14 protein-coding genes are annotated in these 12,944 nt (G+C 69.4%); 12 read left to right on the forward strand and 2 right to left on the reverse strand.

Features of this window, described 5'->3' with window-relative positions:
- Positions 1 to 15 precede the first annotated feature (15 nt).
- The 12 genes from infA (at position 16) to glmM (ending at position 9,902) form a co-directional block, all read left to right on the forward strand.
- Positions 16 to 237 (forward strand): translation initiation factor IF-1, encoded by a 222-nt coding sequence (gene infA / locus OHS33_RS21605; protein WP_003956442.1) that lies wholly within the window; start codon positions 16 to 18, stop codon positions 235 to 237.
- A 73-nt stretch (positions 238 to 310) separates the two neighbouring features.
- Positions 311 to 424: a 50S ribosomal protein L36 gene (gene rpmJ / locus OHS33_RS21610; RefSeq protein WP_003956441.1), complete on the forward strand. Its 114-nt coding sequence runs from the start codon at positions 311 to 313 to the stop codon at positions 422 to 424.
- Between the two features lie 200 nt (positions 425 to 624).
- The gene (gene rpsM, locus OHS33_RS21615; RefSeq protein WP_053682609.1) at positions 625 to 1,005 is read left to right on the forward strand and encodes a 30S ribosomal protein S13; all 381 of its coding nucleotides are present in this window, start codon (positions 625 to 627) and stop codon (positions 1,003 to 1,005) included.
- A gap of 66 nt (positions 1,006 to 1,071) precedes the next feature.
- Positions 1,072 to 1,476 carry a 30S ribosomal protein S11 gene (gene rpsK / locus OHS33_RS21620; RefSeq protein ID WP_006376016.1) on the forward strand — a complete coding sequence of 135 codons (405 nt, stop codon included), beginning with the start codon at positions 1,072 to 1,074 and terminating at the stop codon, positions 1,474 to 1,476.
- 148 nt (positions 1,477 to 1,624) lie between these two features.
- Positions 1,625 to 2,647, forward strand: a complete 1,023-nt coding sequence (locus OHS33_RS21625; protein ID WP_283521070.1) for a DNA-directed RNA polymerase subunit alpha — start codon at positions 1,625 to 1,627, stop codon at positions 2,645 to 2,647.
- 80 nt (positions 2,648 to 2,727) lie between these two features.
- Positions 2,728 to 3,195, forward strand: coding sequence for a 50S ribosomal protein L17 (gene rplQ, locus OHS33_RS21630; RefSeq protein ID WP_330332038.1), 468 nt, complete (start codon positions 2,728 to 2,730; stop codon positions 3,193 to 3,195).
- A gap of 102 nt (positions 3,196 to 3,297) precedes the next feature.
- Entirely contained in the window at positions 3,298 to 4,149 is an 852-nt protein-coding gene (gene truA, locus OHS33_RS21635) for a tRNA pseudouridine(38-40) synthase TruA (protein WP_330332039.1), read from the forward strand.
- Between the two features lie 68 nt (positions 4,150 to 4,217).
- Complete coding sequence (locus tag OHS33_RS21640; RefSeq protein WP_330332040.1) at positions 4,218 to 5,846, forward strand: ABC-F family ATP-binding cassette domain-containing protein; 1,629 nt, start codon at positions 4,218 to 4,220, stop codon at positions 5,844 to 5,846.
- Between the two features lie 67 nt (positions 5,847 to 5,913).
- Positions 5,914 to 7,161, forward strand: coding sequence for a glycosyltransferase family 87 protein (locus OHS33_RS21645; protein WP_330332041.1), 1,248 nt, complete (start codon positions 5,914 to 5,916; stop codon positions 7,159 to 7,161).
- Positions 7,162 to 7,398: 237 nt separating this feature from the next.
- Complete coding sequence (gene rplM, locus OHS33_RS21650) at positions 7,399 to 7,842, forward strand: 50S ribosomal protein L13 (RefSeq protein WP_330332042.1); 444 nt, start codon at positions 7,399 to 7,401, stop codon at positions 7,840 to 7,842.
- Positions 7,843 to 7,886: 44 nt separating this feature from the next.
- Entirely contained in the window at positions 7,887 to 8,408 is a 522-nt protein-coding gene (gene rpsI, locus OHS33_RS21655; RefSeq protein WP_330332043.1) for a 30S ribosomal protein S9, read from the forward strand.
- 135 nt (positions 8,409 to 8,543) lie between these two features.
- Positions 8,544 to 9,902 carry a phosphoglucosamine mutase gene (glmM, locus tag OHS33_RS21660; RefSeq protein ID WP_330332044.1) on the forward strand — a complete coding sequence of 453 codons (1,359 nt, stop codon included), beginning with the start codon at positions 8,544 to 8,546 and terminating at the stop codon, positions 9,900 to 9,902.
- Between the two features lie 8 nt (positions 9,903 to 9,910).
- On the opposite strand, the gene OHS33_RS21665 is transcribed toward glmM, so the two are convergent.
- Positions 9,911 to 10,885, reverse strand: a complete 975-nt coding sequence (locus OHS33_RS21665; RefSeq protein WP_330332045.1) for a DUF389 domain-containing protein — start codon at positions 10,883 to 10,885, stop codon at positions 9,911 to 9,913.
- 38 nt (positions 10,886 to 10,923) lie between these two features.
- Positions 10,924 to 12,015, reverse strand: a complete 1,092-nt coding sequence (gene coaA, locus OHS33_RS21670) for a type I pantothenate kinase (protein WP_330332046.1) — start codon at positions 12,013 to 12,015, stop codon at positions 10,924 to 10,926.
- Between the last annotated feature and the right edge of the window lie 929 nt (positions 12,016 to 12,944).

Here is a 12,944-nt window from a genome sequence, read left to right on the forward strand (position 1 = left end):
TTCGAAAGGCGAAGCGTGGCCAAGAAGCAAGGTGCCATCGAAATCGAGGGCACCGTGATCGAGTCCCTCCCGAACGCCATGTTCAAGGTGGAACTCCAGAACGGTCACAAGGTCCTCGCGCACATCAGCGGCAAGATGCGCATGCACTACATCCGCATCCTCCCTGATGACCGGGTTGTCGTGGAGCTCTCTCCGTACGACCTGACGCGTGGCCGGATCGTCTACCGATACAAGTAGATCTTGTCCTCACTCCTGCCTGGGCATCCGTCCCGGTGCGGGTGGTGGCACTGACCCGGAGAACCTCACCAACATGAAGGTCAAGCCGAGCGTCAAGAAGATCTGCGACAAGTGCAAGGTGATCCGCCGTCACGGTCGGGTCATGGTCATCTGCGACAACCTGCGCCACAAGCAGCGCCAGGGCTGACGCACGCCGACCGACCTGCACTACGCAGTTCTTCGCGCGACGTAAGAAAACGTACATACGCAGAACCCGCCTAGCCCTGACCAGGGCCGGCGGCACCTCCGGCGGGGGCCGGGGACCCGGACGTACCACCACCCAACAGGTGTGGTCGGCGGCCGGGGTTCGGTTCTGCTGAAGACCCCCGAACACACAGGAGCCATTGAATGGCACGCGTTTCCGGTGTTGACATCCCGCGCGAAAAGCGTGTGGAGATCGCACTTACCTACGTCTTCGGTGTCGGTCGCACCCGGTCCAAGGAAATCCTTGCGGCCACCGGTGTGAACCCCGACACCCGCGTTCGTGACCTGGCCGAAGAGGACCTGGTCAAGATCCGCGAGTACGTGGACGCCAACCTCCGCACCGAGGGTGACCTCCGCCGCGAGATCCAGGCTGACATCCGCCGCAAGGTCGAGATCCAGTGCTACCAGGGTGTCCGCCACCGTCGCGGCCTCCCGGTTCACGGTCAGCGCACCAGCACGAACGCCCGTACCCGTAAGGGCCCGCGTCGCGCGATCGCCGGTAAGAAGAAGCCGGGCAAGAAGTAGTCCTCAGCCGGACGCTTACTCAGCGGTCTTCGCTGTAGGACCGACCACCTCCCGTAGGAGATATAGATGCCCCCCAAGGGTCGTCAGGGCGCTGCCAAGAAGGTGCGCCGCAAGGAAAAGAAGAACGTCGCTCATGGGCACGCCCACATCAAGAGCACGTTCAACAACACCATCGTGTCGATCACGGACCCCGCGGGCAACGTGATCTCCTGGGCCTCCGCCGGTCACGTCGGCTTCAAGGGCTCGCGCAAGTCCACCCCCTTCGCCGCGCAGATGGCCGCCGAGTCGGCCGCCCGCCGCGCGCAGGAGCACGGCATGCGCAAGGTTGACGTCTTCGTCAAGGGTCCGGGCTCCGGCCGCGAGACCGCGATCCGCTCCCTGCAGGCCACTGGCCTGGAGGTCGGCTCGATCCAGGACGTCACCCCCACCCCGCACAACGGTTGCCGCCCGCCGAAGCGCCGCCGCGTCTGACGCAGCGACGCCTGTGCGTCTTTGAGTGTCCGGGCGGTACGAACCCTTCGCGGGGGACGTACCGCCCGTACCCTTGTAGTTCGTAGTGCAGTGCCAGTAGTGCCAGTAGGACGTCAAATAGTGGGCGTCCACGACTGAAGGAACACACATGCTTATCGCTCAGCGTCCGTCGCTGACCGAAGAGGTCGTCGACGAGTACCGCTCGCGGTTCGTGATCGAGCCGCTCGAGCCGGGCTTCGGTTACACCCTCGGCAACTCGCTCCGCCGCACGCTCCTGTCCTCGATCCCGGGTGCCGCTGTCACCAGCATCCGCGTGGACGGCGTCCTGCACGAGTTCACCACCGTGCCGGGTGTCAAGGAAGACGTCACCGACCTCATCCTCAACATCAAGCAGCTCGTCGTCTCCTCGGAGCACGACGAGCCCGTCGTGATGTACCTGCGCAAGCAGGGTCCCGGCCTGGTCACCGCCGCCGACATCGCGCCCCCGGCCGGTGTCGAGGTGCACAACCCGGACCTGGTCCTCGCCACGCTCAACGGCAAGGGCAAGCTGGAGATGGAGCTGACCGTCGAGCGCGGTCGCGGCTACGTCTCCGCCGTCCAGAACAAGCAGGTCGGCCAGGAGATCGGTCGCATCCCGATCGACTCCATCTACAGCCCCGTGCTGAAGGTCACCTACAAGGTCGAGGCGACCCGAGTCGAGCAGCGCACCGACTTCGACAAGCTCATCGTCGACGTCGAGACCAAGCAGGCCATGCGCCCGCGCGACGCCATGGCGTCCGCCGGCAAGACCCTGGTCGAGCTGTTCGGTCTGGCCCGCGAGCTCAACATCGACGCCGAGGGCATCGACATGGGCCCCTCGCCGACGGACGCGGCCCTGGCCGCCGATCTGGCGCTGCCGATCGAGGAGCTTGAGCTCACGGTCCGCTCGTACAACTGCCTCAAGCGCGAGGGCATCCACTCGGTGGGCGAGCTGGTGGCCCGCTCCGAGGCGGACCTGCTCGACATCCGCAACTTCGGTGCGAAGTCGATCGACGAGGTCAAGGCGAAGCTCGCCGGCATGGGCCTGGCCCTCAAGGACAGCCCGCCCGGATTCGACCCGACCGCTGCCGCCGACGCCTTTGGCGCCGACGACGACGCGGACGCCGGTTTCGTCGAGACCGAGCAGTACTAAGAACTTTCCCGGGGCATCCGCCCCGGGGGAACTGACACCGGTACCTGACACGGCCGGTGCAGATATGAAGGAGTAAGACCATGCCGCGTCCCGCAAAGGGTGCCCGTCTGGGCGGCAGCGCCGCGCACGAGAAGCACCTCCTCGCGAACCTCGCGAAGGCGCTCTTCGAGCACGGCCGCATCACCACCACCGAGGCCAAGGCCCGCCGCCTGCGTCCCTACGCCGAGCGTCTGGTCACCAAGGCCAAGAAGGGCGACATCCACAACCGTCGCCTGGTGCTGCAGACGATCACGGACAAGAGCATCGTGCACACGCTCTTCACCGAGATCGCCCCGCGCTACGAAAACCGCCCCGGTGGTTACACGCGCATCACCAAGATCGGCAACCGTCGTGGCGACAACGCCCCGATGGCGGTCATCGAGCTGGTCGAGGCCCTGACCGTGGCGCAGGTCGCCACCGGTGAGGCCGAGGCTGCCACCAAGCGCGCCGCGAAGGACGCCGAGGCTGTCGCCGAGGCTCCCGCCGCCGAGGAGACCAAGGAGGCCTGATCCTCCGGGATCTCGCTTGCTTGATCGGCTCTGAACGGGCCCGCCCCTTCCGGGGGCGGGCCCGTTCTGCATTGCAGGGCTTCTGAGGAGAGGATCGGTCACGTGAGTGACGAGGTGGACCCCGGACACGTCCGGGTGCGGCTGGACCTGTCGTACGACGGCAAGGACTTCTCCGGCTGGGCGAAGCAGCGGACGCTGCGGACCGTGCAGGGCGAGCTGGAGTCGGCCCTGGCGACCGTCATGCGGCTGCCCGGGCCGGTCGAGCTGACGGTGGCCGGGCGTACGGACGCGGGCGTGCACGCGCGCGGACAGGTCGCCCAGTTCGACGTGGCCGACGAGGTGTGGGCCGAGCACCACGACAAGCTGCTGCGGCGGCTCGCGGGGCGGCTGCCGCACGACATCCGGGTGTGGAAGGTGGCCGAGGCCCCCGCCGGGTTCAACGCGCGCTTCTCGGCGATCTGGCGCCGGTACGCCTACCGCGTGGGCGACCACACGGCCGGGGTGGACCCGCTGCGCCGCGGGCACGTGCTGTGGCACTCCTGGCCGCTGGACGTGGACGCCATGAACGAGGCCTCGAAGCCGCTGCTCGGCGAGCACGACTTCGCCGCGTACTGCAAGAAGCGTGAGGGCGCGACGACCATCCGTACGCTCCAGCAGCTCAGCTGGGTGCGGGACGCGGAGGGGATCATCACCGCGACCGTGCGCGCCGACGCCTTCTGCCACAACATGGTGCGTTCGCTGGTGGGGGCGCTGCTGCACGTCGGCGACGGGCACCGGCCGGTGGAGTGGCCCGGGAAGGTGCTGGGGGCCGCGGTGCGCGATTCCTCCGTGCACGTCGTACGGCCGCACGGGCTGACCCTCGAAGAGGTCGGCTACCCGGCGGACGAGCTGCTCGCCGCGCGGAGCAAGGAGGCGCGGAACATGCGGACGCTGCCCGGGGCGGGCTGCTGCTGATCCGCCTGCTGCTGATCCGTTGGGGCGGAACGTAACCCGTTTGGGCGGAACGAGGGCGGACCGGGACAATGCCCGGCATGGGACATCTCGAAGCGAGTCATCTGGAGTATTACCTTCCCGACGGGCGGGTCCTGCTTCCCGACGTCTCCTTCCGGGTGGGGGAGGGGTCCGTGGTCGCCCTGGTCGGGGCGAACGGGGCCGGCAAGACCACCCTGCTGAAGCTGATCTCCGGTGAGCTCCAGCCGCACGGCGGCGGGGTCACCATCAACGGCGGCCTCGGTGTGATGTCGCAGTTCGTCGGTTCGGTCCGGGACGAGACCACCGTGCGCGACCTGCTGGTTTCGGTGGCGCAGCCGCGGATCCGGGAGGCGGCGAAGGCCGTCGACCGGGCCGAGCACCTGATCCTGACGGTGGACGACGAGTCCGCGCAGATGGCGTACGCCCAGGCGCTGAGCGACTGGGCGGACGTCCAGGGCTACGAGGCGGAGACCCTGTGGGACGTCTGCACGATGGCCGCGCTGGCGGTTCCGTACGACAGCGCGCAGTTCCGCGAGGTGCGCACGCTCTCGGGCGGTGAGCAGAAGCGGCTCGTGCTGGAGGCGCTGCTGCGCGGGCCGGACGAGGTGCTCCTCCTCGACGAGCCGGACAACTACCTGGACGTGCCGGGCAAGCGGTGGCTGGAGGACCAGCTCAAGGCCACCCGCAAGACGGTGCTGTTCGTGTCGCACGACCGGGAGCTGCTCACCCAGGCGGCCGAGAAGATCATCAGCCTGGAGGCGAGCCCCACGGGCTCGGACGTGTGGGTGCACGGCGAGGGCTTCGCCACCTTCCACGACGCCCGCAAGGAGCGCTTCGCGCGCTTCGAGGAGCTGAAGCGGCGCTGGGACGAGGAGCGCGCCCGGCTGAAGGCCCTGGTGCTGCGACTGCGCGGCCAGGCCGCGAGCAGCCCCGACATGGCTTCGCGGTACCACGCGATGCAGACCCGCTTCAAGAAGTTCGAGGACGCCGGTCCGCCGCCGGAGCCGCCGCGGGAGCAGGACATCAAGATGCGGCTCAAGGGCGGACGTACGGGCGTGCGCGCCCTGACCGTGGAGAACCTGGAGCTGACCGGCCTGATGAAGCCGTTCTCGCTGGAGGTGTTCTACGGCGAGCGGGTCGCGGTGCTGGGCTCGAACGGGTCGGGCAAGTCCCACTTCCTGCGCCTGATGGCGGGCGAGGACGTCAAGCACACGGGTACGTGGAAGCTCGGCGCCCGGGTGGTCGCCGGCCACTTCGCGCAGACCCACGCCCACCCGGAGCTGTTCGGCCGCACGCTGGTCGACATCCTGTGGACGGAGGCGGCGAAGCCCCTGGGCCAGGCGATGGGCGCGCTGCGCCGCTACGAGCTGGAGCGACAGGGCGACCAGCCCTTCGAGAAGCTGTCGGGCGGGCAGCAGGCGCGCTTCCAGATCCTGCTCCTGGAGCTGGCCGGCACCACCGCGCTGCTGCTGGACGAGCCGACGGACAACCTGGACCTGGAGTCGGCGGAGGCGCTGCAGGACGGTCTGGAGAGCTACGACGGAACTGTGCTCTGCGTCACGCACGACCGGTGGTTCGCCCGTACTTTTGACCGTTATTTGGTCTTCGGTTCGGACGGTGTTGTACGGGAGACTCAGGAACCCGTGTGGGACGAACGTAGGGTCGACCGGAAGCGCTGAGGGGGGAGACCGCCCCCGTGCGAGTCGAGGGGGAGGCGTTGTGGGCCTGCGGCCTAGCATCTGGCTCATGAAGTGGGACAAGCGGGACTCCGGGAACCGGGCCGTCGACTGGCTGCTGCGTCCGGCGCCGCGCTCGTGGAAGGCCGTCTCGCTGGCGGTCGTGCTCGGGATCGCGGTGTCGGTGAGCCTGCGGCACAACTGGGGCTCGGACAACGCCTTCGTGGTCAAGGCCGCGGACACCTTGCTGTCGGGGGGTTCGCCGTACGAGGACAAGCGCTTCCTCTACCTGCCCAGCGCGGTGCTGATGGCGGTGCCGGAGGCGCTGCTGCCGATGCCGGTGCTGCGCTGGGTGCTGCCGCTGGTGATGTCGGGGCTGCTGGCGCTGGGCTGGTGGGGGGCGCTCAAGCTGTTCTCCGTGCCGATGCGCTCCCGCTTCGCGGTGGGCGGTTTCGCGCTGTTCGCCATCGGTTACAAGCCGTACATCAACCTGGTGGTGATCGGGAACTGGACGGCGATCTCGGCGGCCGCCCTGCCGCTCGCGCTGCTGCTCGCGCACCGCAGGTCCTGGGCGGCGGCCGGGCTGGTGGTGGGTCTCGCGATCGCCTGCAAGCCGATGCTGGTGCCGCTGGGGCTGCTGTTCCTGGTGGCCCGGCAGTGGCGGGGGCTGGCGGCGGCGGTGCTGGTGCCGCTGGGGCTGTCGCTGGCGGGGGCGCTGATGATGCCGAGCCCCTCGCTGTTCTTCACCAAGACCCTGCCGTTCCTGCTGCACGGGCAGGACGCCTACGCGCTGCCCTGGGACGCCTCGCCGATCGCGGTGCTGCCGCGGCTGGGGGTGCCGCAGCCGGTGGCGGTCCTGGTGGCGGGTGCGGGGGCGCTGGGCGGGCTGTGGGCGGCCTGGCGCAGGTGGCACCGTACGGACGACCGGGACACGGGGCAGATGCGGCTGGCGGAGACGGGCTGCATGGTGATGCTCGCCGCATTCCTGGTGTCGCGGCCGTCCTTCGACCACTACCTGCTGGTGGTGCTCCCGCTGCTGCTGGCGTCGGCGGTGCGGGAGGACTCCGTGGTGCGTTCGCCCTGGTTCTGGGTGGGTGTGGGGCCGCAGATCGCGGGGGTGCCGTGGCCCTCCCAGCTGGAGGACAAGCGGCGCGCGTTCAAGGACTTCTTCACTCTGGGCGTGCTCGCGCTCACGCTCATGCGGAGGTGCGGGGCTCCGGCTCGGGTTAACCTGGATGACGTACGAACGGCAGGAGCCGTGCCCGGTCGCGCACGCGCCGACGAGCCTGCGGACGCAGGTGCTCGCTCGGCGTTTTGACCCGTCCGGGGCATCACGGGTATCCTGCTGGTTCGTTATGCGTATTGGCTTGTTCATTCTCACGTGAAAGGGCCCTTACGCCGGTCCACCGGGCCGATGACCAGCGGTACACACGGGTTGCGTCCCCGTTGTGGACCAGGGCTGTCGTGATCGTCCGTGGTGGCCTTGTCAGGACCCGTTCCCAAGGTCTCACGCCATATGGGAATACCCATCACTGAAGAAGCGAAGGCTACGACCGTGCGTACGTACAGCCCCAAGCCCGGCGACATCTCGCGCGTCTGGCACGTCATCGACGCCCGGGACATTGTCCTCGGCCGTCTGGCGACCCAGGCCGCGACCCTGCTCCGCGGCAAGCACAAGCCGACTTACGCCCCCCACATGGACATGGGCGACTTCGTCATCATCATCAACGCCGACAAGGTTCACCTGTCTGGCAACAAGGCGACCCAGAAGATGGCGTACCGCCACTCTGGCTTCCCGGGTGGTCTCCGCTCGGTCCGCTACGACGACCTCCTGAAGAACAACCCGGAGAAGGCCGTCGAGAAGGCCATCAAGGGCATGATCCCGAAGAACACCCTGGGCCGCCAGATGCTCTCGAAGCTGAAGGTCTACTCGGGCGATGTGCACCCCCACGCTGCCCAGCAGCCGGTGCCGTTCGAGATCACCCAGGTCGCGCAGTAGTTCCGGCCACACCCCCTAAGACGTAGAAAATTCTGAGGAGCATCGTGGCCGAGACCACCACCGAGACTGTCATCGACGAAGAGTTCGAGGGCGCTGTCGAGGAGTACACCACCGAGTCTGCGGACGTTCCGGAGGGTGACTACACCTCCGAGTCGCTCGCGGGCCGCTTCGGCGACCCGCAGCCGGCCGCCGGCCTGGGCCGTCGCAAGAACGCCATCGCCCGCGTCCGGATCGTTCCGGGCACCGGCAAGTGGAAGATCAACGGTCGCACCCTTGAGGACTACTTCCCCAACAAGGTGCACCAGCAGGAAGTCAACGAGCCCTTCAAGGTGCTCGAGCTCGACAACCGCTACGACGTCATCGCCCGCATCTCGGGTGGCGGCGTTTCCGGTCAGGCCGGCGCCCTGCGCCTCGGCGTGGCCCGCGCGCTGAACGAGGCGGACGTGGACAACAACCGCGCCGCGCTCAAGAAGGCCGGATTCCTCTCGCGTGACGACCGTGCGGTCGAGCGCAAGAAGGCCGGTCTCAAGAAGGCCCGTAAGGCCCCGCAGTACAGCAAGCGTTAATCTGCGCCTGCTGCTCTGCACGATCCCGCCCCGGCGGCACACTCTGTGCTGCCGGGGCGGTTCGTTTACCGCCACAAGCGGCAAATACCTGTCACAAGCGGTCACTGCGTGAAACGCGAAACCTCGGAGGACAACATGGGACGACTCTTCGGCACAGACGGTGTACGCGGTGTCGCCAACGCGGATCTGACGGCCGAGCTGGCGCTCGGCCTCTCTGTGGCGGCCGCCCATGTCCTCGCGGAAGCGGGCACCTTCGAGGGGCACCGCGCGACCGCCGTCGTCGGCCGTGACCCCCGGGCCTCGGGCGAGTTCCTGGAGGCCGCGGTCGTCGCCGGCCTCGCGAGCGCGGGCGTGGACGTCCTGCTCGTCGGTGTGCTGCCCACCCCGGCGGTGGCGTATCTCACCGGTGCGCTGGGCGCCGACCTCGGCGTGATGCTCTCCGCCAGCCACAACGCCATGCCCGACAACGGCGTCAAGTTCTTCGCGCGCGGCGGCCACAAGCTCGCCGACGAGCTGGAGGACCGGATCGAGTCCGTCTACGAGGAGCACCGCACCGGCGCTCCCTGGGACCGGCCCACCGGCTCCGGCGTCGGCCGGATCTCCCACTACACCGAGGGCTTCGACCGCTACGTCGCCCACCTGATCGGCGTCCTGCCGAACCGGCTCGACGGGCTCAAGGTCGTCCTGGACGAGGCGCACGGCGCGGCCGCGCACGTCTCGCCGGAGGCCTTCACCCGCGCGGGCGCCGAGATCATCACGATCGGCACCGAGCCCAACGGCCTCAACATCAACGACGGCTGCGGCTCCACCCACCTCGGCCTGCTCAAGGCGGCCGTGGTCGAGCACGGCGCGGACCTCGGCATCGCGCACGACGGCGACGCCGACCGCTGCCTCGCCGTGGACGCCGAGGGCAACGAGGTCGACGGGGACCAGATCCTCGCCGTGCTGGCGCTGGCCATGCGCGAGGCGGGCCAGCTGCGGGAGAACACCGTGGTCGGCACCGTGATGTCGAACCTCGGCTTCAAGTTGGCCATGGAGGGCGAGGGCATCCAGGTCGTGCAGACCGGTGTCGGCGACCGCTACGTGCTGGAGTCGATGAAGGAGCACGGCTACGCGCTGGGCGGCGAGCAGTCCGGCCACGTGATCATCCTCGACCACGCCACCACCGGTGACGGCACCCTGACCGGCCTGATGCTGGCCGCCCGGGTCGCGGCGACCGGCCGGACGCTGGCCGACCTGGCCGGGGTGATGTCGCGGCTGCCGCAGGTCCTCGTCAACGTCCCCGACGTGGACCGCACCCGGGTCGCCACCTCCGGCGAGCTGGCCGCGGCGGTGGCCGAGGCCGAGCGCGAGCTGGGCAGCACCGGCCGGGTACTGCTCCGTCCGTCCGGTACGGAGCCGCTCGTTCGGGTGATGGTCGAGGCCGCCGACATCGAGCAGGCGCGCGCGATCGCGGGCCGCCTCGCCGACGTCGTGAAGTCCGCCCTCGGCTAGGGCGTGTTTTAGTCCTTGAGCTGGTCGCGCAGTGATGGCGCACCCGGCGACCGGAGCATCCGGTCCCGCTGGGTGCGCCACAGCAGTTTCTGGGCACTGAGGGTGAGCGTGCCCGCGATCATGATGCCGACGAGGTTCAGCAGCAGTTGCTCGGCGGAGCCCCACATCTGGGCGAACTCGCCGTAGCTGAGGGCCACCGCGGCGTTCGCGCCCGCCGGGACGGTGGTCACCGAGATCGCGACCCCGACCAGCGCACCCGACTTGGCCGAGGTCAGGGACAGTACGCCCGCCACGCCCGCGAGCACCGCGACGACGAACGAGAACGGGTCCGGCTGCCAGATGAAGCTGGTGTTCGGGCGCGGGTTGTCCAGCATGCCCTCGTGGAACTGGCCCAGCGCGTCCATGACCAGGCTGAACAGGGTCGTCGCCGCCATCGCGACCGCGAATCCCACCAGCAGGGCGGTCAGGGAGCGGGCGGCCAGTCGGGGCGCCCGCTGGACCAGGCCCGTACACACCCCGGCGAGCGGGCCGAACTCCGGGCCGACCGCCATCGCGCCCACGATCAGGATCGCGTTGTCCAGGACCACACCGCAGGCCGCGATCATCGTCGCGAGGGCGAGGAAGGCCAGGTAGGTGATCGAGAGGGTGGACTCCTCGTGGGTCGCCTCGGTCAGCTGCTCCCAGATCACCGCGTCGGCGCCCTCGCCCGGAGCCTCCTCCTCCGCCCGGTCGGCGCTGCGGGAGAGGGAGATGTCGATGTTCTCGACGGCGATCGAGCCGACGTCGTCGAGGCCGAGCGCGCGCAGCTCCGCGAGCAGTTCGTCGGCGGACTCCCGGGCCACGTCGCAGAGCACCACGTCGCCGGGCGGATCGAGGGCGGCGCCCGTCAGCACGGCCAGGTGCGTGGTCCCGACCGTCCGCCGCACGAGCGCGACCACCTGGTCGGTGAGGCGGGCCGGGCTGATCATCCGTACGTGCAGCATTCCGGCAGGTTAGCGGCCGAGCCGGTGGATCCGGGGTGTCAGAGCTTGCGCAGGCTGAGCTTCTGCACCTTGTGGTCGGGGCCCTTGCGGACGACGAGGGTGGCGCGGCCGCGGGTCGGGGCGACGTTCTCCAGCAGGTTGGGCCGGTTGATGGTCCGCCACATGGTCCGGGCGTAGTCCATGGCCTCCTCCTCGGAGACCTGGGTGTACTTGCGGAAGTAGGAGAAAGGATTCTGGAAGGCGGTCTCGCGCAGCTTGCGGAAGCGGCCCAGGTACCAGCGCTCGATGTCCTCGGGGCGCGCGTCGACGTAGACGCTGAAGTCGAAGTAGTCGGCGAGGGCGACCCGGGTGCGGCCGTCCTTGCCGGGCAGCGCGGGCTGCAGGACGTTCAGGCCCTCGACGATCAGGATGTCGGGGCGGCGCACGACGAGCTGCTCGCCGGGGACGATGTCGTAGATGAGGTGCGAGTAGACCGGGGCCGTGACCTCGTCCTTGCCGGCCTTGATGTCGGCGACGAAACGGGTGAGCGCGCGGCGGTCGTAGGACTCGGGGAAGCCCTTGCGGGCGGTCAGGCCGCGCCGCTGGAGCTCCTTCATCGGGTAGAGGAAACCGTCCGTGGTGACCAGTTCCACCCGCGGGTGCTCGGGCCAGCGGGCGAGCAGCGCCTGGAGCAGACGGGCCACGGTGGACTTGCCGACGGCCACGGAACCGGCGACGCCTATGACGAAGGGGGTGCCCTGCTGGGCGCCGTGGCCGTTGCCCGCGTCGCCGAGGAAGGTGTTGAGGGTGCCGCGCAGGTTGCTGGTGGCGCCGACGTAGAGGTTGAGCAGCCGGGACAGCGGCAGGTAGACGTCGCGGACCTCGTCGAGGTCGATGACGTCCCCGAGGCCGCGCAGCCGCTCCAGCTCGTCGGCGGTCAGCGGCAGCGGGGTGCGCTCGCGCAGCGCGCTCCACTCGGCCCGGGTGAGGTCGACGTACGGCGAGGCGTCCGCCCGGCGGTGGGCGGGCCGGGGGCCGGTGGCCGGATGCGTGGCCGGGGCGGGGGCGGTGGCCGGAGCCGGGTCGGTGGCCGGGGCCGTGGGGAGGCCCGTGGCGGGGTCCGTGGTGCTTCGTGGCGGCGAAGTGATCACAACGCCATTGTCGGGGGTCCGGGGCGGTTGTGGGTGGTGTGGTCGGTCACGTGACCGGTGATCTTGGCCGGTTGCCGCCGTTTCCACCGGGACTCCAGGGTCCGGGCGGGGTCGGGGCGCGGCTTCGCCGCGGGGGCGGTGGCGTTGTGCGTCCGGGGTCGGGGAGGTTCCGGGGGCTGCCCGCCAGTTCAACTGTCTCTCCGGGGTGGGCCGGGCCCTCAAGGGCGCTCCCTACGGTCGCGTCGCTACGCGATGGCCTACGGCCACCCTTGACCGCCCGTCCCACCCCGGAAAGCCAAGAACTGTCGGGCGGCCCCCGGGGGAAGGCAGGGGGGACCGACAGCACTTCCCAGGGGTGGGAGCGGGCCAGCCCGGTCCCGGATACGGCCAAGCCGCGCCCTCCGGGCGAACAGGCGACAAAGCCGCACCCAAATCGCTACGCGCTCCTCCGAGAGCGGCGTCTGCGGCCCGTTTGGGGCTGGTGAGTGGTGCGGAGAGGCCGAAAGCTCGGCCAGATGAGCATGGAGTCAGGTCAAGCCGCTCCCGACACTCAACACCCCTTCAAAATGCCCCTTTTGTTGCGCTTTGGACCCACCACTTTGGGGCGGACGGCCGGGTGACCCGTCTCCACTTCGGCCTGACGGAAGTCCGGGCCCCAAACAGCCCGCAGACGCCGCTGTGACCGGGACTGTGTAGCGATCTGCCCGCGTGCTTGTCGCTTGTCGTCTGTCGCCTGTCCGCCCGGAGGGCGCGGCTTGGGCTCACCCAGACCCCGGGCCGGTGATCAAGATGTGGCCGATGGGACCAGGTCCCCCATGCCTTCCCCCGGGGGCCGCCCGACAGTTCTTGGCTTTTCGTGGTGCCGTGACCTGTCAAGGGTGGCCGAAGGCCATCGCGAAGCGACGCGACCGCAGGGAGCGCCCTTGACA

The organism is Streptomyces sp. NBC_00536 (assembly GCF_036346295.1).
Classification (GTDB): Bacteria; Actinomycetota; Actinomycetes; order Streptomycetales; family Streptomycetaceae; genus Streptomyces.